At 68.0% G+C, this 21,254-nt stretch carries 23 protein-coding genes; 10 read left to right on the forward strand and 13 right to left on the reverse strand.

Annotated elements, in window-relative coordinates; genetic code table 11:
• On the reverse strand, nt 1–2,389 hold a 2,389-nt coding region (locus OQ968_RS20750; protein ID WP_324681155.1), incomplete at its 3' end, for an AMP-binding protein.
• Between the two features lie 689 nt (nt 2,390–3,078).
• Here OQ968_RS20750 and OQ968_RS20755 point away from each other — a divergent pair.
• On the forward strand, nt 3,079–3,315 hold the full coding sequence (locus OQ968_RS20755; protein WP_324681156.1) for a hypothetical protein: 237 nt from the start codon (nt 3,079–3,081) through the stop codon (nt 3,313–3,315).
• Nucleotides 3,316–3,347: 32 nt separating this feature from the next.
• Here the strand turns inward: OQ968_RS20755 and OQ968_RS20760 are convergent, their stop codons facing one another.
• Both OQ968_RS20760 and OQ968_RS20765 read right to left on the reverse strand, forming a co-directional pair.
• Nucleotides 3,348–4,067: a hypothetical protein gene (locus tag OQ968_RS20760; protein WP_324681157.1), complete on the reverse strand. Its 720-nt coding sequence runs from the start codon at nt 4,065–4,067 to the stop codon at nt 3,348–3,350.
• Nucleotides 4,028–4,717 carry a hypothetical protein gene (locus tag OQ968_RS20765; RefSeq protein ID WP_324681158.1) on the reverse strand — a complete coding sequence of 230 codons (690 nt, stop codon included), beginning with the start codon at nt 4,715–4,717 and terminating at the stop codon, nt 4,028–4,030. Before OQ968_RS20765 ends, OQ968_RS20760 begins: the two co-directional genes overlap by 40 nt.
• A 145-nt stretch (nt 4,718–4,862) precedes the next feature.
• Here OQ968_RS20765 and OQ968_RS20770 point away from each other — a divergent pair, with 145 nt between their 5' ends.
• Nucleotides 4,863–5,216 (forward strand): VOC family protein, encoded by a 354-nt coding sequence (locus OQ968_RS20770; protein WP_324681159.1) that lies wholly within the window; start codon nt 4,863–4,865, stop codon nt 5,214–5,216.
• Nucleotides 5,217–5,235: 19 nt separating this feature from the next.
• On the opposite strand, the gene OQ968_RS20775 is transcribed toward OQ968_RS20770, so the two are convergent.
• Nucleotides 5,236–5,871 carry an HD domain-containing protein gene (locus OQ968_RS20775; protein ID WP_324681160.1) on the reverse strand — a complete coding sequence of 212 codons (636 nt, stop codon included), beginning with the start codon at nt 5,869–5,871 and terminating at the stop codon, nt 5,236–5,238.
• A 177-nt stretch (nt 5,872–6,048) separates the two neighbouring features.
• Between OQ968_RS20775 and OQ968_RS20780 the strand changes: the two genes are divergently transcribed.
• Both OQ968_RS20780 and OQ968_RS20785 read left to right on the forward strand, forming a co-directional pair.
• Complete coding sequence (locus OQ968_RS20780; protein WP_324681161.1) at nt 6,049–6,855, forward strand: SDR family NAD(P)-dependent oxidoreductase; 807 nt, start codon at nt 6,049–6,051, stop codon at nt 6,853–6,855.
• Nucleotides 6,852–7,811, forward strand: coding sequence for a phosphotransferase family protein (locus OQ968_RS20785; RefSeq protein WP_324681162.1), 960 nt, complete (start codon nt 6,852–6,854; stop codon nt 7,809–7,811). Before OQ968_RS20780 ends, OQ968_RS20785 begins: the two co-directional genes overlap by 4 nt.
• Nucleotides 7,812–7,819: 8 nt before the next feature.
• Here the strand turns inward: OQ968_RS20785 and OQ968_RS20790 are convergent, their stop codons facing one another.
• Nucleotides 7,820–8,071, reverse strand: coding sequence for a hypothetical protein (locus tag OQ968_RS20790; RefSeq protein WP_324681163.1), 252 nt, complete (start codon nt 8,069–8,071; stop codon nt 7,820–7,822).
• Nucleotides 8,072–8,273: 202 nt separating this feature from the next.
• Here OQ968_RS20790 and OQ968_RS20795 point away from each other — a divergent pair, with 202 nt between their 5' ends.
• On the forward strand, nt 8,274–8,957 hold the full coding sequence (locus tag OQ968_RS20795; protein ID WP_324681294.1) for an MspA family porin: 684 nt from the start codon (nt 8,274–8,276) through the stop codon (nt 8,955–8,957).
• Here the strand turns inward: OQ968_RS20795 and OQ968_RS20800 are convergent.
• The 4 genes from OQ968_RS20800 to OQ968_RS20815 form a co-directional block, all read right to left on the reverse strand.
• Complete coding sequence (locus OQ968_RS20800) at nt 8,954–10,249, reverse strand: acyl-CoA dehydrogenase family protein (protein WP_324681164.1); 1,296 nt, start codon at nt 10,247–10,249, stop codon at nt 8,954–8,956. The genes OQ968_RS20795 and OQ968_RS20800 overlap by 4 nt on opposite strands.
• Nucleotides 10,250–10,273: 24 nt before the next feature.
• Nucleotides 10,274–11,050 (reverse strand): enoyl-CoA hydratase/isomerase family protein, encoded by a 777-nt coding sequence (locus tag OQ968_RS20805; RefSeq protein ID WP_324681295.1) that lies wholly within the window; start codon nt 11,048–11,050, stop codon nt 10,274–10,276.
• 101 nt (nt 11,051–11,151) lie between these two features.
• Nucleotides 11,152–11,394: a DUF1918 domain-containing protein gene (locus tag OQ968_RS20810; RefSeq protein WP_324681165.1), complete on the reverse strand. Its 243-nt coding sequence runs from the start codon at nt 11,392–11,394 to the stop codon at nt 11,152–11,154.
• A 105-nt stretch (nt 11,395–11,499) separates the two neighbouring features.
• Nucleotides 11,500–12,330, reverse strand: coding sequence for an oxidoreductase (locus tag OQ968_RS20815; protein WP_324681166.1), 831 nt, complete (start codon nt 12,328–12,330; stop codon nt 11,500–11,502).
• Between OQ968_RS20815 and OQ968_RS20820 the strand changes: the two genes are divergently transcribed.
• Nucleotides 12,251–13,822: a helix-turn-helix domain-containing protein gene (locus tag OQ968_RS20820; RefSeq protein WP_324681167.1), complete on the forward strand. Its 1,572-nt coding sequence runs from the start codon at nt 12,251–12,253 to the stop codon at nt 13,820–13,822. The genes OQ968_RS20815 and OQ968_RS20820 overlap by 80 nt on opposite strands.
• Nucleotides 13,819–14,286 carry a 2,4'-dihydroxyacetophenone dioxygenase family protein gene (locus OQ968_RS20825; protein WP_324681168.1) on the forward strand — a complete coding sequence of 156 codons (468 nt, stop codon included), beginning with the start codon at nt 13,819–13,821 and terminating at the stop codon, nt 14,284–14,286. The genes OQ968_RS20820 and OQ968_RS20825 overlap by 4 nt, the downstream gene beginning before the upstream one ends.
• A 567-nt stretch (nt 14,287–14,853) precedes the next feature.
• Here OQ968_RS20825 and OQ968_RS20830 read toward each other — a convergent pair.
• Genes OQ968_RS20830 through OQ968_RS20845 form a run of 4 tightly spaced genes read right to left on the reverse strand, consistent with a single transcriptional unit; the run spans nt 14,854 to nt 19,277 of the window.
• A complete protein-coding gene (locus OQ968_RS20830; RefSeq protein WP_420715970.1) occupies nt 14,854–17,124 on the reverse strand; it encodes a carbon starvation CstA family protein in 2,271 nt (756 codons plus the stop codon).
• A gap of 37 nt (nt 17,125–17,161) precedes the next feature.
• Complete coding sequence (locus OQ968_RS20835) at nt 17,162–18,703, reverse strand: ATP-dependent DNA ligase (protein ID WP_324681169.1); 1,542 nt, start codon at nt 18,701–18,703, stop codon at nt 17,162–17,164.
• A gap of 35 nt (nt 18,704–18,738) precedes the next feature.
• The gene (locus tag OQ968_RS20840) at nt 18,739–18,933 is read right to left on the reverse strand and encodes a hypothetical protein (protein ID WP_324681170.1); all 195 of its coding nucleotides are present in this window, start codon (nt 18,931–18,933) and stop codon (nt 18,739–18,741) included.
• On the reverse strand, nt 18,930–19,277 hold the full coding sequence (locus tag OQ968_RS20845; RefSeq protein ID WP_324681171.1) for a MerR family transcriptional regulator: 348 nt from the start codon (nt 19,275–19,277) through the stop codon (nt 18,930–18,932). Before OQ968_RS20845 ends, OQ968_RS20840 begins: the two co-directional genes overlap by 4 nt.
• Nucleotides 19,278–19,389: 112 nt before the next feature.
• Between OQ968_RS20845 and OQ968_RS20850 the strand changes: the two genes are divergently transcribed.
• The 3 genes from OQ968_RS20850 (at nt 19,390) to OQ968_RS20860 (ending at nt 21,178) form a co-directional block, all read left to right on the forward strand.
• A complete protein-coding gene (locus OQ968_RS20850; RefSeq protein ID WP_324681172.1) occupies nt 19,390–19,812 on the forward strand; it encodes an HSP20 family small heat-shock protein in 423 nt (140 codons plus the stop codon).
• A 111-nt stretch (nt 19,813–19,923) separates the two neighbouring features.
• On the forward strand, nt 19,924–20,277 hold the full coding sequence (locus tag OQ968_RS20855; RefSeq protein ID WP_324681173.1) for a J domain-containing protein: 354 nt from the start codon (nt 19,924–19,926) through the stop codon (nt 20,275–20,277).
• A 142-nt stretch (nt 20,278–20,419) separates the two neighbouring features.
• A complete protein-coding gene (locus OQ968_RS20860; protein WP_324681174.1) occupies nt 20,420–21,178 on the forward strand; it encodes an SDR family NAD(P)-dependent oxidoreductase in 759 nt (252 codons plus the stop codon).
• The last annotated feature ends 76 nt before the right edge of the window (nt 21,179–21,254 follow it).

A 21,254-nucleotide genomic window follows, 5' to 3' on the forward strand; every position in this document is an offset into this window, starting at 1 on the left:
ACAACTCGCCGATCACCCCGACCGGCACCGGGCGCAACCACCCATCGAGCACCAAAAGCGCCGCCCCGGCCACCGGCACCCCAATCGGCGGTGTCCCCGACCCCGCCTTTAACGGCGCGCTCAAGCTCACCCACATCGTGGTCTCGGTGGGCCCATAAGCGTTGAGCATCACCCGCCCCGGCGCCCACCGATCCACCAGAGTGGCCGGGCAGGCCTCCCCACCCACCACCAGCGTCACCGACTCCAACCCCGCCGCGGGCAGCATCGCCGCCGCCGACGGGGTCTGACACACCACGTCGACCTGTTCAGAGATCAGCAGCTCACGCAGCTCGTGCGGGGAGCGGGTCACCGGTTCGGGCACCACCACCAGCCGCCCACCACCCAGCAGGGCCCCGAAAATCTCCCACACCGCGAAGTCGAAGCTCAACGAGTGGCACTGCGACCACACCCGCCCCGCCGGCAGCTGAGCGGGCAGCGCCCCCAGCAGCGCGGTGATGTTGTGGTGGGTGATGGCCACCCCCTTCGGGGTGCCGGTGGTGCCCGAGGTGTAGATCAGATACGCGATGTCGGCGGGCGCGGGCACCGGCAGCGCGCCGCCCGGCTGGGCACCGACCGTGGGGGTGTGGAGGTCGTCGATGTCGAAGACGGTCAGATCCCGGTGGCCGGCCAGCCGGTCGGTGTGCCTACTGCTGGTGATGACCGCGGCCGGGTTGGCGTCGGTGAGCATGAAGGTGATCCGGCCCTCCGGCAGGGCGGGGTCGATCGGCAGGTAGGCGGCCCCGGTTTTGAGCACCCCGAGCATCGCGGTGATCGCCTGGCCCGAGCGGCCCAGCAGCAGCGCCACACACCCGCCCGGGCCCACCCCCCGCCCGGCCAGCATGCGCGCGATGCCGGTGGCGGCCGCATCCAACTCCGCGTACGTCATCGACTGGTCCAGGTAGGTCAGGGCCGGCGCGGTCGGGGTGGCCGCGACTTGGGCGGCGAATAACACCGGCACCGACACCCCGGCATCCGAAGCCGGCGCGGGTGCGCTGGCCACCGCGGTGTGGTTGCCCCACCCGGCCAGCCGGGTGTGCTCGACGACATCACACACGTCGATCGCCGACACCGGCCGGGCAAGGTCGCCGGCCATCGCCACGAGTACGCGCTGCAACCGCTTGACCAAATCGTGGACGTCAGAATTGGAAAATAATTGCCCGGCACCCGGCGTGCTGAGAAACAGCCGGTCACCGTCCCTAAAGAAAACCAGCCTGAACCGATCCCCGAGGCCATCATGGGTCACGGTCGCCGATACCGCAGAACCACCGAGATCCGCCATGTGTGTGGTCGGGATGAAATTAACGACTACTCGATTCGACGCCTGGTCGAAGCCGCGGAAAGACGCCTCGTTTGCAATGGTGCGCACCGGGAACCGCTGATGCTGCAACGCTTTTCGGATTTGGGCATCGACATGCTCACAAAAACCGGCAACGGTAGCACGCGGCGAAGCTTTCAACACCAGCGGAACCATCCCGGAAATCATTCCGGGCACCAGCTTTGACTCCGGACGCACACGCTTGCTTACCGGGAAATCGAACACGACATCCGAACTCCCGCCGTCACACCCGCGCACCAGCAGCGCACATGCCGCGGTAATCACCGAAGATCGGCGTATCCCCAGCGCTTGCGCCAACTCGTCGATTCCGGAAACCGCCAAAGGGTCCACCTGGACCGGTGCGGACGATTCATCCGGATCACGCCCGCCCGCGTCGTGCGTCAACCGAAAAAACGGTTCACTTTCCGGCGGGAGGTTGCTAGTCCAATAGGCCTTGTCATCGAGATAATCGGCGGACGCTTCGTAGTCCAATTCGCACTCAATAAGATCACGGAGCGACCCGAAAAAATTAGGAGGGAGCGACGCGCCGGAGGCAAGTGCGTTGTAAACAGTTGCGATTCGATGAAGAACAAAGGCGAGGCCGATGCCATCTACCACAATATGATGGCAGCACGCAAACCAATAAAATTCGTCCGCGCGCGTTTGCAACAACGCAAATTTGAACAGCGGGCCACTAAGCGGCATCACCGTGCGTTGGATCGACGACGCCAACCGATAAGCCGCGTCCGCAGGATCCGTCGAACCTCTGAGGTCGTGGCGAGCAAGCTCGACCTCCGGGTTATCGACCAACTGCTGGAAAACTCGGCCGTCCACCTCGAAAAACACAGCTCGCAGCGGTTCGGCTTCGCGCAGCACATGACGGATCGCCGACTCCAGCAGAGCAGGGTCGACCGGGCCCGCGATTCGCATGAGCACGCCGAGCTGCGAACCGGCATCGAAGCGACCCGTTTGCTCCGCAAGCCATATATCCAGCTGTGCGCGCGTAAGCGGAAGCGCCCGTTCGTCGAGTTTCATCCGGCGTCTGCCCCCCACACGCTCAGGCCCTCATGGCCCTGCCCACCGCGGCTCTGCCTCGCGCGCCGCTGATGGAGTTGTGTCGAGCTGGCGCCGCGCCTCCGGGCGCGCTTCTCGAGCGCGTCAGGGCGCTATGCATCGCGACGGTGTTCGGCCGTCGTTGACCAGCGGGAGTTTCCACACCCTGGGCGCAGCCAAGAGTGCAGGTCAAAGCGCAGTGCAGCCGAAACCACACGTCGAGGACACGCCGAGATCCAACCCATATCGATAGATCCGCCCCATGTCGATAGGTCCGCCCCATGCCGATAGATCCACGGTTTATATATCAAAATGCGCAGCCCCGCGGGCCTCTTCGGACCAGACTCTTTGTCCGCAATCTCGATCGCCGGTGGGCCTGCGCCGCGCAAGTCCGTGCTCCAGGGGGTTTCGATGCGGTTTTGCGGCCGCACACCTGGGGCGATGTGCCCTTGGGCGGTCCTTCGTACCATGCGACGACGATCCGACGATGCGTTTGCTGCACGCGGATGGGCTTGGCGAAGGCATCCAGCGGCGAATCGCGGTTCACGATCAGGCTTTGTCACGCGAAGAAGGCCCCTGGACTCCACCGTGTACACGACCTTCGACTTATTGGCCCAGATGTGTCCCGCGTGTGACCGCACCGCGACGATGACGAAGGACGCTCGATCATCGTGACGGTGCTCGCCGGACTCGCCGCTCTCGCCGCGGCAGCATGGGTCGGCTACTACTTCGGCCGGCGTATGGGTTCGACGCCGTCAACCTGGAAGAAGCGAACGAGCCGGATCGCGCTGGGGAGGCTCGCGATCACCCTGCTCGTGTTGATGACGGCACGGCGCATCCGCCGAGGCGTCCGGGTCGCGCCACTTGGATTGGCGCGGGGTTCCGGCGCGCGAATGCGGTGGTATTGAGATGCCCCGGCCGACGACGAGCGCAGCGAATCTTACTTGGCGCCAGGTGATTTCGTCGTCTCCACGTATCCGCGGGGTAACACCGAAAAGTCGACGCACGCAGCGGCCAATACGTCGCCCAACGCTGGAGCGACCGGCGCGTCGAGTTTGAGCCGCGCCCCGGCCGACGGCGCCTTCAAGGCGGCGACGTTGCGGTTGGTCAGCAATTGAATGGCTTCGGCTTCGATATCGCTCCACCCGGTGTGAACCGTCATCAGGGTGAGGACGCCGATGTCGTGACCGGCCGGGGACAGTATCCGATGATGCCAGGCGCTGTCGGCCTTTGATCCGGCGTGCGCCAATACCGTTGCCAGCATGTTGCCGCTGCCGTCTTCGAACCGTGCGGCTCCGTCGGCGGGCAGAATTCTTCCGACGGGCATGTCCCGCCTTGTGATGGTCGTGGTTCCTGCCACCGCGATCCGGAGTTCATCGCCCGAGGCGCCGGACAACGTGTGGTCGCCATTTCCACCGTTCTTCAAACCCAACAACACCGCGGCGCCGCCCTTTTGTCGGGCGTGCGCCAATTCCGCGCCGTCGGGCGTGGCGAGCTGGACCCGCAGGGCATTGGACATCGACCTCGTCACGCGCGCGACAACGACGGTGGCGTCTCCAAGTATCGGCATGCCGAAATCGTAGGCCGGATGGACGGATTCGTCTGGCGATGCCTCTCTGCCTATGCGGTGACGGTCATTTCGTCGTCGCTGCTGGCCCACGATCGGATGAAGATGTCGATCGGCACCCGGGCGTCTCGCCCGTCCTCGCTGCCGCTGTCGTTGAGGTGCACGACGCCGTCCGCGGTGTCGACACCGGTCACCACCACGGCGTGGTTGGCCTCGGGCTTGCCGTCGGGGGTCTTGTCCTCGACGGGTTCGCCCCAGATGAGTTCGGCGTTGACGGCGACGATCACCTTGCGGCCCTGGGCCAGATCCTGCTCGAGGGCCGGCATGCCCGTGGGCACACCGGTTTTGGCCGCGCTTTGCGTGTCGGTTTCGACGGCGTGGACGCCGTAGTGCGCCAGCAGCGCCGGTTCATCCGCAAACGAGGTGCCGCTGCCCGGCTTGCGCTTCTTCGGCGTGGTGTAGATCGGCCCGGGGTGGACGGTGCTGGGCGTCGATTGGGCCACCCTGATGATGGCCTCCTCGGAGGGCTGGCCGCCGGTCAGTTCACCGACCACGTCGGCGACCGCCATGGGCACGCAGTCGTCGTCGTATTGCTGGTAACGCCAGAACGGGGCGGCGGCCGCGGGGTCACCGTAGAGCGTGCCCGGGGCGCCTTGCGCCTCGCCCGTCGCCGATCCCAGCACGGCGACACCGGCCAGCGCGACGGCGCCGGCGATCCGGGCCGCGGTCGCGATGCCGATCATGCGGTGTCCTGTTCGACGTGACAAGGTGGGTGTCCGCAGAAATGCTCTCGCCGGTGCCTCCACGAATTCTTGGAAGATTCTCTGCAGTGACCACCCGGCGCGATCGGGCTGTTAAATAGGCACACCGTTACCCATCGGAGGCACAGTGAGCGAACACGAAGTAAAGATGGTCGTCTTGTCCACCGACGACCTGGACGAATCGATCCGGTTTTACAGCGAGACCCTGGGGATGCCGCTGAAGTTCCGCGACGGAGCTCATTTCGCGGCGCTCGACGGCGGACCGATCACCCTGGCACTGGCGACCGCGGTGGACCATCCGATACCCGGGCAGGTCGTCGTCGGCATCAAGACGGCCGACGTCGATGGCGCGGCGAAGGCCGTCGAGGCCAGCGGAGGCGGCATTGTGAAGGGCCCGTACGACGACGCACACGAACGTCGCGCCGTCGTCTACGACAACAAGGGCAACGGCCTGGTCTTCTACAAGCCACTGGCCCGGTAGCCCACGCCCGGGGCTGACCTCAGTCGCCCCACCGGCCGTGCGACGCGGCGAGCTCGAGCAGGGTGACGCCGTCGGTGTTGCGTTCACGCAGCAGGTAGGCCGGGAATGAATAGGGCGGCGCCGCCCCGGGGCTGCGCTTTGCGTGCGTGGCGATCGCGTCTATCAGCGTGCGCGCCATGGCCAGCCGCGGGTAGCGCGCGTGGATCGCGGCGGCGGTCTGCTCGTCGACGAAGTCGGCGTTGACGCCGAAGTCCACGCCCACCCCGGTGCGGACCAGGTAGCACAGCGTTCCCCGCCGCTCGGCGAGGCCGCCGGAGGTGTGCAGCGCGATGGCCTCCCACACGGCGTCGACGACGCCGCGGTCGCAGCCGTGTTCGGTCAGCAGGTTCGCGGCGAGGTCCGCGCCCTCCACCTCGAACCGCTCCTTGCCCGCGGCGGCCGCGCCGACACCAAGATCGTGGAGCACACAGCCCAGGAACAAGGCCTCGCTGGAGTAGTCGGCGCCCGGGCGCATCCCCTCGGGCGCGGCGAGCAGTTCGGCGAACAAATAGCTGCGCACGCTGTGGTTGAACACCGATGGCGACTCGGTGGATCGCGCCAACTCGATAGCGGCCTGCCCGACGGGGGTGTCGACGAGATCGGGGACTTGCTGCATGAGCAATCACGTTAGGGCCGCCGCGCGGACGGGGGGAGTGGCCACAACGCCATGCCGCCCACGATTTAGGCCACGACGGACACGCCGCGGCCACAGACGGCCGCACTTCCGATCGCGCGACGATAATGACATTCTCTGTTCAGGAGAAGCCATTTCCAGACGGTGAGGAGGTCGAGGATGGGCGCTGGCCGACGGTGCGACGGGATGGTCGCCCTGGTCACCGGGAGCAGCCGGGGGTTGGGCAAGGCGATCGCGGCGCGCCTCGCGGCGGAGGGGGCCACCGTGGCGCTCACCGCGCGCACGATGGACCCCGACCCCAAGTACCAAGGCTCGCTGAGCCAGACCCGCGACGAGATCACGGCCGCGGGCGGCCGGGCCGTCGCGGTGCAGGCGGACCTGTCCCAATCCGACGAGCGGGCAAGGCTTTTCGCCGAGGTGGTGCAGGCCGTCGGCGCGCCCGACATCCTGGTCAACAACGCCGCGGTGACCTTCCTGCGGCCCCTGGACGGCTTTCCCGAGCGGCGCGCCCGGCTGATGATGGAGATGCATGTGCTCGGGCCGCTGCACTTGTGCCAGTTGGCAATCCCCGCAATGCGCGACCGCGGGCGGGGCTGGATCCTGAACCTCACGTCGGTGGGCGGGGACCTGCCGCCCGGGCCGCCGTTCTCCGAGTTCGACCGGACCGCGGGCTTCGGCGTCTACGGTACGGCCAAGGCCGCGCTCAACCGGCTGACCAAAAGCCTTGCCGCCGAGCTCTACGACGACGGGATCGCCGTCAACGCCGCCGCGCCGTCCAATCCCGTCGCGACGCCCGGGGCCGGCACCCTCGATCTGGCCAAGACCGACACCGAGGACATCGAGCTGATCACCGAGACCGCCTTCCGCCTGTGCACGGGCGATCCGAAGACCCTCACCGGTCGCATCGCGCACACCCAGGCCTTCCTCGCCGAGGTCGGCTGGACAAAGCCGGCCCCCCCTGAATGACCGAGCTCGACCTGCAGGACTTGCGACGGCGGCTCGGTGGTGCGGGGGTCACCGGCGTCGAACCGCTGGCCGGGGGAGCGTCCAGCCTCACCTTTCGCGGGGCGCGGGACGGCAGGGCGGTGGTGATCAAGGTCGCGCAGCCCGGCGTCGAGCCCGTCGCGCATCGCGACGTGCTGCGCCAGGCGCGGATCATGAAAGTTCTTGCGGCCACACGGGTTCCGGTCCCCGAGGTGTTGTGGGAGGACGACGGTGACCCGCCGCTCACGCCGCCGCTGTTCGTGATGTCCCATGTCGAAGGCGACTGCGTGGAGCCGCTGTTCGACGGTTGCGCACCGACGGCCGATCTGCCCGACCGCTATCGCAACGCAAGCCGGGTCATGGCCGCCCTGCACGGCCTGTCGCCGCCCGAGCTTGGCCTGGGCGGCGAACCGGTCGTCGATCCGGTCGCGGAGGTCCGGCGGTGGTGCGACACGCTGCAAACCGTCGACGAAGCGTTGGTGTCCGGCTGGCAGGGTGTCCGCGAGGCGTTATTAGCCAGTGCGCCAACGGGTGTCGGGCCGAGCGTGGTGCACGGCGACTTCCGGGTCGGGAATCTCATCGCCGTCGGGGACCGCATCGACGCCGTGGTCGACTGGGAGATCTGGTCGATCGGCGATCCACGCGTCGACGTCGGGTGGTTCTTGATCAACTGCGACCCGGACACCTACCAACGCGTTCCGGCCGCGGCCGGCATGGCACCGCCGATCACCGAACTCGCCGAGATCTATCAACGCGAGCTGGGTCGCGAGGTCACCGACCTGCCCTGGTTCGCCGCGTTGGCCTGCTTCAAGTCGGCCGCGACGTGGTCACTCATCGTCAAGCACAACCGCCGAAGGCGCTCTCCGCGAGCCGATTTGGAAGCGATGGCGACCGGCCTGCCCAGATTGTTGGCGCGCGCCGAGTCGATCGTGAACTGACCCGCCGTTTACCGGCACCGCACGAATAGATTTTCGCAATACATGCCGACGCCACCCCAATTCTGCCCCGGACCGCCTTCGTCTTGCGTATCCACTCGCAGCGCCGGGGCCGCCCCCGAGATCATCTGGTTGATGACGATGTTGGCGCCGCCGGACCCATCGGTTTGTGGGTCCGCGTTGGCCACGCCGGTGGCGCCGAAGAGGTTCGCGACACACACCGCGCCGGCAAATAGTCCGGCAGCGCACGCGTGAAGTTTCATCGCCGCCCTCTCGGATCGTCTGCCCGAACCACTGATTACCAGAGACGCCATTCTACCCCTCGGCGAATGAGGAGGGTACACGTTCTGGCGCGGCAACATCGCATATCGATCACGAGCGTGCAACAACTTTGTCCGGCTAGCCAGCAAATTTCGCAACTCGAATCTCACGCTGCGTACGGTGTCGCCCGTGAGGCCGGTCGCTGTGGTTGTCCGCCGCGTTGCGGTTGTCGCCGTCTGCTTCGTCATGTCGGTGACCATGGCGCCCCCGGGAACCGCGGATCCTGACGTCGAGCCTGCCGCCGCCGAGGCGCAACCGGCCGACGGGCAGGTCCCCTCGGCCGAGCCGGCAACCCTCAACACCCCCGACGGCTGGGTCTTGACCCTCGGGGCGAAGGACGAGTCGCAAGTTCCCGTGGCGCCGTTGACCACCGCGGTCTCGTCACGCGAATACCTCGCCAGCGGGACATTCGTTGCTTCGCTGAGAGGACCGGAACCAGCTCGAGGCGTCCTCGAGGTGGGTTACGAGATCGGCTGCGGAATCGACATGAGCACGTCCAACGGCGTCACGATGGCGGGTAGCCAGGGCCTCAGCCCGGGCCTCGGCTTTACGGGACTGTTCACCGGTGTGCCCGGTGTTGTGCCGCTGGTTACCGCGCCGATGAACGGCGTGCTCAGCGTGGGGCTCAAGCCCGGGCTGATAATCGTGGTGCCGGTGGCCAAGAAGGAGTTCAGGGGTTCCGATCCCTGGGTCATGGTCAGCAACTTCCACGTCAAGATCGACGGGTGCGTGGGCCAGTCGTTCATCCGCTCCTACTCGACCCTGACCCGCGTGACCGATGAATCCGACGTGGTGCTGTCCTACGTCGGCGTCACCAAAGCGGTCTAACCGCGCGGGATACCGGCCAGCTTGTCCGCAAACTTGGCCTCGGCGGCCGCCCGCAACCGCAGCAGGTGCTCGGAGGGGAACAGGTCGGGCGCCGGGCGACGGTCCTTCAGCAACAGGCGCGCCAGCGTCACCTTGTGCACTTCGGTGGGGCCGTCGGCAAGGCCGAGCACGAAAGACTCCACCAGGTAATGCACGAACGGCATCTCATGGGTGGTACCCAACGACCCGTGTAGCTGAAGCGCCCGCGACGACACGTCGTGCAGCACCTTCTGCATCATCGCCTTGACGGCCGAGATGTCGGCGCGCACCGCGTGATAGTCGTTGAATTGGTCGATCTTCCAAGCGGTTTGGAGGGTGAGCAGCCGGAACGCCTCGATCTCCATCCAAGAGTCGGCAACCATCTCCTGGACGAGCTGCTTGTTGGCCAGCACCTCGCCCTGGGTGTAGCGCGACACCGCCCGCTCGCAGATCATGTCGAAGATCCGCCGGACCAGCCCCACCGTGCGCATCGCGTGGTGAATGCGCCCGCCGCCCAACCGGGTTTGCGCGACGACGAAGGCGCCGCCGCGCGGGCCCAGCATGTGATCGGCGGGCACCCGCACGTTTTCGTAGCGCACGTAGCCCTCGCGGCCGCCGCCCGGCGGCTGGTATCCCAGCCCGACGTCGCGCATCACGTTGATGCCCTCGGTGTCGCCGGGGACGACGAACATCGAGTAGCGCTGATACGGCGGCGCATCGGGGTCGGTCATCGCCATCACGATGATGAACGACGCCATCGACGCGAACGACGAAAACCACTTCTCCCCGTTGATGATCCAGTGATCGCCGTCGGCCACCGCGGTGGTGCGGAAGACCTTCGGGTCGGCCCCGCCCTGGGGTTCGGTCATCGAGAAGCAGGACACGATGCGGTTGTCCAGCAGCGGCTCGAGGTAGCGCGCCTTGAGCTCGGGTGTCCCGTAGTGCGCAAGGATCTCGCTGTTGCCGGAATCGGGTGCCTGCGAGCCGAAGACTATCGGCGCGCACTCCGATCGGCCCAGGATCTCGTTGAGCAGAGCCAGTTTCACCTGACCGTAGCCGGGTCCGCCCAGGTGCGGGCCGAGATGGGTGGCCCACAGGCCGCGCTGCTTGACGATCTGCTGCAGGGGCGGGATCAGCGCCTGCCGCACCGGGTCGCCCAGGTCATGAGACTCCTTGACGATCAAGTCGATCGGCTCGCACTCGGTGCGGACGAAGTCGTCGACCCATTCGAGTTGCTGCGCCCACTCCGGGTCGGTGGAAAAGTCCCACGACATCTGGCGTCCTCTCTGGGTTGCGGTTCACCGGGACCACTTTCGGCGGCGCGCCGCCGCCTCGTCGGTCGCATGCGCGATCACCTGGTTGCGATTCTCCAGCTCCAGCGCCGACGAGAAACCGGCCGCGTCGGTGTTGACTTGCAGCGCACGCTTTGTCAGTTCCACACCCAGCGGGGCGAGGTCGGCGATCAGCGACGCCAACTCCACAGCGCGGTCGCCCAGCCGGTCCGGCTCGACGACTTCGCTGACCAGACCGCGCCGGTCGGCCTCGGCGGCCGGCACGGTGCGGCCCGTGAGCATCCAGTCGGCCGCGACGCTGGTCCCGACGATGCGGGGCAGGTGGTAGCTCATGCCCATCTCCGCGCCCGACAGCCCGAGCAGGATGGCCCCGTTGCCGAATGATGCTGTCGCCGAACCGATCCGGATGTCGCAGGCAAGGCACAACGCGAATCCCGCGCCGACGCACGGGCCGTTGACCGCGGCGATGACGGGCTGCGGCAGCCGACGGACGGCCTCGGCCAATCCGGCCATGCCCTCCTGGAACCGCATTCGGTCCGCGGCCGGCGCGGTGGCCTCCGGCACGCCGGGCCCGAAGTCGCGGACGTCGATCCCCGCGCAGAAGCCCCGGCCCGCGCCGGTCAGCACGACCGCGCGCACGGATCGGTCGACGGCCACATCCGCCAGCGTCCGATGCAATGCGGCCCGCATGGCCGCGTTGATCGCGTTGAGGGAATCGGGGCGGTTCAGGCGCAGAACCGCGACACCGTCGCGCGGCCGTTCGAGTTCCAGCGTGCCTGACAACCGGTAATCCCCTTCGATCACCACCGATCGTAATGTGTCTCTCGGCTTGGGAGAATAACCTTCTCCGCCAAACGCCAGGCTGTTCTCGCGGGGCTATGAGGCTATGCCGACGAGTGACCGGCCCGCGCGGCGGCGCGGCGCTCGGCCTCCGAGTGCTCGGCGGCGCTCACCACCACCGCGTCGGAGCCCGGGTAGACCGTCGCCTCGTGACCGTTCACCAGCCAGCGCACGACGTACGGCGGCGAGCCGTCGTCGGCGCGCACCCCGATGATCTCCGCGTGTTGATCGTGCTGTTCGGTGGTCGTGCCCTTGACCACAAGGAAGTCGCCGACCTTGGCCTTCATCGCCCACTCCCTTCTGTCGGTGTTGTGAAATTGCGCGGACTCTTCCCATCGTGCGCGCTTTGTGCACTCGACGGAAGCGTGGGACGGACACGATCCCCGGGGCATTCAGGAATCGAAGTTCGTGCCGCTCGTCAGCCCCTCCCATTTCGCGATCTCGGCCGCCCGTGCGTCGGCGACGTGGCGATAAAACGCCAGGGCGTCGGGCCCGAGCAGCAGGAATCCCGGGGGCTCGGCCGACTCGACCGCCGCGATGATCGCCGAGGCCGCCTTGGCCGGGTCGCCGGCCTGGTTGCCGTGCATGGTGTCGTTTTCCTTGCGCCGCCGCCCAGCCGTATCGGCGTAGTCGTCGATGACCGCGGCCGACTGCACCAGCGAGCGCCCGGCGAAGTCGGTCCGGAACGCCCCGGGCTCGACGACGATCACCGAGACGCCCAGCGGCGCGAGCTCGCCGCGAAGCGCGCCGCTCATCCCCTCGATGGCGGCCTTGGCGGCCGCGTAGTAGCCGGATCCGACCGGGGTCACGGTGGCGCCGATCGAGGAGATGTTCACGATCGCGCCGCTGCGGCGGGCCCGCATGCCGGGCAGCACGGCCTTGATCATCGCGACGGTGCCGAAGAAGTGCGTCTCGAACAGCGTGCGCACTTCGGCGTCGTCGCCCTCTTCGACCGCGGCCCGATAGCCGTAGCCGGCGTTGTTGACCAGGACGTCGACGCCGCCGAACCGCTCATCGGCCTGCCGGACGGCCGCGGCGACCTGATCGGGGTCGGTGACGTCGAGGGCGACGGGCAGCGCGCGGGCGGGCGCGGCGTCGGCCAGGTCGGCGACCTTCGCGACATCGCGCGCGGTGACGACGGCATTGTGGCCGGCCGCGACGACGGCCTCGGCGAGCGCGCGACCGAGCCCGCTCGAGCAGCCGGTGATGAGCCAGGTGGGCATGGGATTCGTTCCTTCCGATGGGCGCACCCGACGTTTGCCAGGCCGTTGTGCCGCGAACACAACCGGATTAGATTCTGCCGACATGGAGCCCCGGTGGCCACCCCTGCAGGAGCCGACCGCCCGCAAGGCGTGGAACGGGGTGCTGAAGCCGGTCGCCGCCCAGTTACAAACGTGCGCACCGCAATTGGCGGCTCGCATCGTCGAGCGGTTGCGGGCCGACCTGCCGACGATAGTTCCCGACGCCACCGCTGTGGCGGAACAGCTGGCCAGCGTCGAAGCCATTCTTCGCCAACTTGCTCAGTGCATCGAGATCGGCGACGATCCGCGCGGATTCGACATCGCGCCGCCAACCGCCGTCGTCGCCCGCTCCGGCGTGCAACGAAACATTGCGCTGAACGAACTCGTTCGTTCCGTGCGCCTGGGGCAACAGCAAACCTGGCAGTGGTTGTTCGAGCGGGTGACCGCCGCGCAGGCGGGCGAACGTGACAGGGCGCTCGGCCTGGCGACCGACTTGCTGTTCGCCTATTGCGACGCACTCCTGGTTCAGGCTGAACATCTCTATGAAGTCGAACGCGAGGCGTGGCTGCGGGGTGCCGCCGCCGCCCGTGCCGCCGCGGTCGACGACATCCTCGCCGACCGCGAAGACGATCCCCAGCGGGCGTCGAAACGGCTGCGCTACGACATCAATCGCCATCATGTCGGCGTCAGCATGTGGCTGGACGCGACCCACGACGCCGCCGACACACAAACGGTCCTCACTGAGGCGCTGACGCAACTCGCCGGCGCCGTCTCGGCACAGAGCAACTTGATCCACCCGGCAGGTTCCATGGCGCTCGTGGCCTGGCTCAGTCGGCCGCAGCCGTTCGCCGCCGCCGGGCTGGAGGGAGCGCACATTTGCGGCAAGGCCCGCTTGCCGCAGGGTGTTTGGGTGGCGATCGGTGAGCCGGGATGGGGGATCGGCGGTTTTCGCCGCACTCACACCGAGGCCGCGCACGCCCATCGATTCGCGTCGTTGCTCGGGGATCGCGCCGACGTGGTAACCCGCTACCGCGACGTTGCGGTCGCGGCACTGGCCAGCACGGACGGCGTGCACGCGATGGCCTTCGCCAAACGCGTCCTCGGCCCGCTGGCCGCCGACGACGAGGCGACGTATCGGGTGGCGACAACGCTCGCGGTGTATTTGGAAGAGAACCGGAGCCCCGCCAAGGCCGCGCAGCGACTTACGGTGCATCCCAACACCGTCAGCTATCGGGTCCACCGGGCCGAGGAACTGCTGGGCCGCCCGATCGACACCAACATCCTCGACCTCTCGGTCGCGCTTGCGCTGCTGCCCGCGCTTCGCGGGCTACGCCCCGCAACGGCGTCGAACTGTGACGACAGCACAACCCCGTCGCCGAACTCTGTTGCCGCGCCCCGAGCGGACATGCCGCGCAATCTTCTAGCGTCTCGAACCAACCCGCCGCAGGCGGCCAAGCCAAGGAGGATTCCGTGAAAACCCTGCAAGAACTCGACGTCAACTACATGGCCGGCGCGGACAACCCCTGGGTGCCGTTCACCCCGCTGAGCGACCGGGTCTTCCTGAAGTACTGGAAGGTCGACCCGGTGCGCGCGGAGATCGTCGTGTCGATGAAAATCCCCGCCAACGTCGAGCTCGGCACGCATTACCACACCGGTATCGTTGTGGCGCATACGGTTAGCGGAGCCTGGCGCTACAAGGAAAGCGATTGGGTCGCGCGCGCCGGCGACACCCTCTACGAGGTTGCCGGGTCCTCGCACACTCCCGAAGCTTTCGAGGACTCGGAGATCTTCTTCTACATGATCGGTGAACTGCTCTTCCTCGACCGGGACAACAAGCTCCTCTGGCAGGAGAACCACAAGACATCCATCGACCGCTACACCCGGCACTGCGCCGACAACGGCATCCGCGCGCGGGACCTGACGCGGTGGGATGACTGAGGACGGCAAGCGGTCAATTCTCGAAATGGCGTTGATAGTCGCTACGCTCGAGCCACGACTGCAGGTTGTAGATGCCCGCTGCGACGATCACCATCAGCACCGCGCACGCGACTGCGGTAATCACGTTCATAGTCGGTCCATTTCGCGTGCCATGAGGGCGTTCTCGAGGAATTGGTAACGCCTCGGACAGAACTGCGACCGCGGGTGCGACGCATCCGTCGAGGCAGCCGAGGCAGCGAACATCCGCCGCACGGTGGCGACGAGCCGCGCGCCGACGTTCTCGCGGTGCGGGCGCAGAGCGGCTGCGGTGCTGAAAGCCACCTGCTGGGTGGTGATCAGAACCCGGGTGGGCGGCGCCTCGACCGGGGGCGCGGCCGGTGGCGTTTGAGGCTTGGTCTTCTCGACGGGCTCGGTTGTTCTCGTGAGCCTCGTTGGTGAAGCGAGCATCGCGTTCGCCCCCTTTACTTGCATCGTTGACCGGGTAGTCGGTCGTTCGCTGCAACCGTAGGGCCGGCATTCATCCGCAGTCACGAGTAGTTGACTACCTGTTCGTACGCCTGAAGTTACCTAGCTCGGCAAAGCCGAGGCCGGCAGGGCGTCCCACTGCTTCTGAACTTTCCGTTCGGTGGCCGTCGCAATCAGACCCGACGGCGCGAACAACCTCGACGGCATCGGCTCGTGCTCGGTCAGTGGCCTGCCACCGCCGCGAATCGCCCTGAGCGCGACGATGATTCCGGTGACGACGACGATGACGACAACCAGCGCGAAGAGGATCGACAGGGTGCCCTGGACGAAGGTGTTCCTGATGACCTCGTCGAGCTGATGCGCGTCCTTCGCCGAACCGAACACGGTCTTGCCCGCGTTCTTCGCCGCCGCATACCGGGCGTGCTGGGTCCAGTAGCCGACGGCGGGGTCGCCGGAGAAGATCTTCTGCCACGACGCGGTGAGCGTGACCGTCAAGTCCCACAGCAGCGGAACTCCCGGGATCCACGCCCACTTCAGCAGACCCTTCTTGACGACGATCACGGTGATGACGGTCAGCGCGATCGCCGCGAGCAGCTGGTTGGCGATGCCGAATAGCGGGAACAGGGTGTTGATGCCGCCCAGCGGATCGGTCACCCCCATCAGCAGGATGCTGCCCCATGCCGCGGCCACGGCCAGGCTGCAGATCCATACGCCCGGGCGCCAGCTCGGGTTTCGCATCCGGGCCAGCGGGCCACCCAGATTGCCCAGGGCGTCGGACAGCATGAACCGCGCGACGCGGGTGCCCGCATCGACGGCGGTCAGGATGAACAGCGCCTCGAACATGATCGCGAAGTGGTACCAGAACGCCCTGAGGCCCGCGCCGCCGAAGACCCGCTCCAGCACTTCCGACATGCCGACCGCCAGCGTGGGAGCTCCGCCGGTGCGCGACACGATCGACTTCTCGCCCACGCTCGCGGCGGCCTGGGTGAGCTGGTCCGCGGTGGCCGGGGCGCCCGACAGCCCGAGCCCGTTGACGTAGTGGGCGGCGGTGCCCGCGGTTCCGCCGGTCTGGGCGGCCGGGGCGTTGAGGGCGAAGTAGAGGTGCTGGTCGAGGATCGCCGCGCTGATCAGCGCCATGACCGCGACGAACGATTCGGTGAGCATGCCGCCGTAGCCGATCAACCGCATCTGGCTTTCCTTTTCCAGCATCTTCGGCGTCGTCCCGGAGGAGATCAGCGCGTGAAACCCGGACAGCGCGCCGCACGCGATGGTGATGAACAGGAACGGGAACAGCGAGCCGGGGAACACCGGTCCGTCGCCGCGGCCGGCGAACCCCGACACGGCGGGCGCCCGCATGAGCGGGTGCGCGACGCAGATGCCGATCGCCAGCAGGGCGATGGCGCCGACCTTCATGAACGTCGACAGGTAGTCGCGCGGCGCGAGCAGCAACCACACCGGCAGCACCGACGCGACGAAGCCGTAGATGACGATCAACCACGACACGGTCACCGGTGACAGGCTCAACCATGCTGCGCCCCAAGGCGTTTCGGCGACCCAGTTGCCGGCGGCCACCGCGAGCATGAGTAGCACAAAGCCGACGATCGACACCTCCGCCACCCGGCCCGGGCGCAGGAACCGCAGGTAGCAGCCCATGCACAGGGCGATGGGGATGGTCATGGCGATGGAGAACACGCCCCAGGGGCTCTGCGCCAGGCCGCGCACTACCACGAGCGCCAGCACCGCGATGATGATCACCATGATGGCGAAGGCGCCGATCAGCGCGGCGGCACCGCCGGTGGCGCCGAGCTCGTCGCGGGCCATCTGGCCCAGGGAGCGGCCGCGGCGCCGGGTGGAGATCCACAGCACCAGGTAGTCCTGCACGGCGCCGGCGAACACCGCGCCGACGATGATCCAGATGCTGCAGGGCAGATAGCCCATCTGGGTCGCCAGCACCGGACCGACCAGTGGCCCGGCCCCCGCGATGGCCGCGAAATGGTGGCCGAACAGCACGCGCCGGTCGGTGGGGACGAAATCCGTTCCGTCGTCCAGGATCTCGGCCGGCGTGGCGTGGTCGTCACGCGGGCGAACGATCTTCATCTCGATCAGACGCGCATAGAACCGGAACCCGATGATGTAGGTGCAGATCGCCGCCACCACGAACCAGACCGCGTTCACCGTCTCGCCGCGGGCGAACGCGATGACGGCCCAGGCGACGGCGCCGAGCACGGCGATCACCGCGAAGACGACCCGATGCCGGACGGTGATGGGGGAGCGGTCGACGATCGCGACGGCCGGCAGGTCGTCGTCGGTGCGGACGTAGCGGATACGGCCCGGGTCGGTTTCCCGTTCCGCGATGCGCTCCGCCACGGTCAAACCCTACGACGGCCGGGCGCCCGCCGCCCGGCGAGAATCAGTACAGCGCGCGCAGGGCGTCGATGGTGTCGGCCTCGGCCGGGCCCTTGTCGTCGCGGTAGCGCACCACCCGGGCGAACCGCAGCGCCAGCCCGCCGGGGTAGCGTGACGACGCCTGCACCCCGTCGAAGGCGATCTCCACCACCTGCTCGGGCCTCACCGCGACGACGTGGCCGTCCGTTCCGCCGACGGCGAGTTCGCCGAACCGGGCGGTCTGCCACTCCAGCATGGCGTCGGTCATGCCCTTGAAAGTCTTTCCCACCATGACGAATTCGCCGGTGGCCGGATCACGCGCGCCCAGATGGATATTGGAGAGCTTGCCGCGGCGGCGCCCCGAGCCCCACTCGACGGCGAGCACGACCAGGTCGAGCGTGTGCACCGGCTTCACCTTCAGCCAGCCCGCGCCGCGGCGGCCGGCCTGGTACGACGCCGCCGGCGCCTTGGCCATGACGCCCTCGTGGCCGGCGGACAGCGTCGCGTCCAGGAACCCGGCGGCCGCCGCGGGGTCCGACGTCACCAGCCGGTCCACCCGCTGGCCGGGCGGCACCAGCGCGTCCAGGGCCGCGAGCCGTTCGGTGGTCGGCGCGTCGAGCAGGTCGACGCCGTCGCAATGCAGGATGTCGAAGAAGAACACCGAAAGCCGTTGCGTGGCAAGGGCCGCCGCCACGTCGACGGATCGGCCGAACCGGGACGCGGTGACCTGGAAGCGGTGCGGCCGGTTGTCCGAACGCAGCGCGATCGCCTCGCCGTCGGCGATCAGGTCGCGCACCGGCAGCGCCAGCGTGGCGTCGACCACCTCGGGCAGCCGGGCCGTGACGTCGTCGAGGCTTCGGGTGTACACCGTGACCTGGTCACCGGCGCGGTGGATCTGCACCCGCGCGCCGTCCAGCTTCGCCTCGAAAACGGCTGTGCCGCCAAGGCGTTCGAGCGCATCGGCAACATCGGTCGCGGTCTGCGCCAGCATCGGCCCGACGGGCCGGCCCACGCGCAGGGTGAACGCCTCCACGGCGGCCGCCCCGCCGGATGGCCCCGCCCTCAAACAAGCCGCAGCCACCGCGGGCAGGTCCCCGCCCAGCATCGCGGCGCGTTGCATCGCGGCGGCGGGGACGCCGGCCGCCTTGGCCACGGCGTCGGCCATGATCCCGACCAGCGCGCCCTGGCGCAGTTCGCCGCTCATCAGCCGCAGCAGAAAGGTCTGTTCGGTTTCGGTGGCGGCGGCGAACAGGCCCGCGACGAGTTCGGCGCGGCGCGCCTGGGATCCCTTGCCCGCCACCGCGCCGATCTCGGAGAACGCGGCGTCGACACCGCTCACGGTCAGCGTCGGGTGCGCCGCGGGCGGCGGGCGCGACCGCAGCGACGCCCAACCCACGCCGATCTGGCGTTGCCGCAGCTCGCCCGAGAGCCACGCCACGACGATGGCGACCAGTTCGGGGTCGGGCGCGGCGCGGCGGAGCAGGTCGGCGATGCGGGCGACCTTGGCGAGGCGCGACGGCGTGGCGCCGACGTCAACGGACGTGGCGGCCACGTCGAGAAGGAGCACGGTGGTCAGCTTGGCACGGCTGGGTGACAAGCCGTTCAGGGCCGATCGTGCCGCGGGACCGGGACGACGATGGCCTGGTCGATCACGTCGGCTTCGTTGGCGTCCCGATCACCCAGTGCCTCGACGTGAGTGGTGTCCAGCCCCCCGATTTCATCCTCGGCGTCGACGACGAGGCGCTGGTGGATCGCGTCCGCCTCGGGTGCGTCGTACGGCAGGACGATGTCGTTCATGATCGGAACCCCTCCCTTCGTTTGCGGTCGGCCTTGAGCTTGGCGTTCAGCAGCTCCAGCCGCGTGTAGTCCGATTGCAGCTGGGTGTTCTTGCTCTCCAAGTCGAGGATCTGGGCGATGCCGGCCAGGTTGATGCCCTGATCGACCAGTTCGGAGATCCGCTGCAGGCGCGCCAGGTCGTCGTCGCTGTAGCGACGGGTGCCGCCCTCGGTGCGTGACGGCGCCAGCAGTCCGCGGCGCTCGTAGAGCCGCAACGTCTGCGGCGCGATCCCGGAAAGCTCGGAGGTCACCGAGATGCCGTACACACCGCGGCCGGAGGGAGCTGCTGTCACATCGTCGGTCAACGTTTCCCCTTCGGAAAAACCTCAAGGTGCCACTTGCGAAGTTATACATCGAATGGTATCAAAAATCTATGCCTGCAGACGCAGATAGTCTGCCTGGATCGGAGGTGAAATCATGGTGTTGATGCGTACAGATCCGTTCCGTGACCTCGACCGCTGGACCCAGCAGGTTCTCGGCACCGCGGCCCGCCCCGCGGTGATGCCGATGGACGCGTGGCGGGACGGCGACAAGTTCATCGTCGAATTCGACCTGCCCGGGGTGAAGGCGGATTCGCTGGACCTCGACGTTGAGCGCAACGTGCTCACGGTCCGCGCCGAACGCCCGAATCTGGACGAAAGCCGCGAGATGGTTTCCGCCGAACGGCCGCGCGGCGTGTTCAGCCGCCAGCTGTTCCTCGGGGAGAACCTCGACACCGACAAGATCGACGCCGGCTACCACGACGGCGTGCTGCGGCTGACGATCCCGATCGCCGAAAAGGCCAAGCCGCGCCGCATCGAGGTCAGCCACGACGGCCGGAAATCGGCGATCAACGCCTAGCAGCCGGAGGGCCGTTCCCGCCGACCGCCGGCAGTCGACATCCGCGGGTGACGCGGGGGTTGCGCGCCGCCCGACGACTGGCGGCGCGGGTGAAAGCATGGGTGCGCCACGATGACAGACCCCTACAACCCGTACACGGTGCTGGGTGTCTCGCCGACCGCAACCCAGGCCGAAATCACGCACGCCTACCGGCGCCACCTGCGCGACTACCACCCGGACACCCGTCGCAAGGCGCCGAATCCGGGCGCCGACGAACGGCTGCGCCAGATCCTTGCCGCTTACGCCCTGCTGCGCGACCCCTCCCGCCGCGCCGAGTACGACCGCGCTCACCCCGCCCGCGCTCACCCCGCCCGCGACGAAACCGGCCCGGTCCGGATCACCGTCACCCGCGCCGACCCCGGTGACACCCAGTCCAGAGACGGGCGGCCTCCGCTTTGGGTTGGACCGGTCCGCTGGCACCGCTGAACCCGGCCGCGAGGGCCATCCGGGGCGAACTTGGCATGGCTCGGTGACAAGCCCGCGGAGCCGACACGCTAGCGTGCCTAGATAACGTTACAGATCGCGCGGATTCTGACACGCCTACGAAAGCCTAGAAAGGGAGGTCCGGATGGAGATCAACGGGAAGAAAGCCGTCGTCATCGGCGGCGCGTCGGGGATGGGCCGGGCCACGGCCGAGCTGTTCGCCGAGCGCGGCGCGGACGTCGCCGTGCTCGACCGGGAGGGGTCCGACGGCAAGCAGGTTGCCGAGGGCATCAACGGCTCGTTCTACCCGGTCGACGTCACCGACTTCACCGGCACCGAGGAAACGTTGCAGGCCGCGGTCGACAAGCTCGGCGGCCTGCACGTCGTGGTGACCACCGCCGGCGGCGGCATCGCCAAGCGGACGCTGACCAAGTCCGGCCCGCACGACCTCGAATCCTTCCAGTCCGTGATCGACCTCAACCTGATCGCCACCTTCAACATCAGCCGGCTGGCCGCCGCGCACATGGCCAAGAACGAGCCCGAGGACGAGGAGCGCGGCGTCATCATCAACACCGCGTCGATCGCGGCCTTCGAGGGCCAGATCGGGCAGGTCGCCTACACCGCAGCCAAGGCGGCGATCGCCGGCATGTGCCTGACGATGGCGCGCGACCTCGGGTCGATGGGCATCCGGGTGCTGGCGATCGCCCCGAGCCTGTTCCTGACGGGGCTCACCGCGATGGTTCCCGACGAGATGGCCGCCACCCTGACCCGCGACGCCGCGTTCCCCAAGCGGATGGGCCGGCCCATCGAGTACGCGAAGCTGGCCGCCGCCATCGTCGACAACCCGATGCTCAACGGCCAGTGCCTGCGGCTGGACGCGGGACAGCGGTTCGCGCCCAAGTAGATCCCCCGGGCGGCGCCCTGCCCGCAATCAGTACACTCTTTAGGCAGCCGCCCCGTTCCCCCTCGGAACGGGGCAG

It is taken from the genome of Mycobacterium sp. 663a-19 (genome assembly GCF_035616495.1).
In the GTDB taxonomy this organism is placed as follows: domain Bacteria; phylum Actinomycetota; class Actinomycetes; order Mycobacteriales; family Mycobacteriaceae; genus Mycobacterium.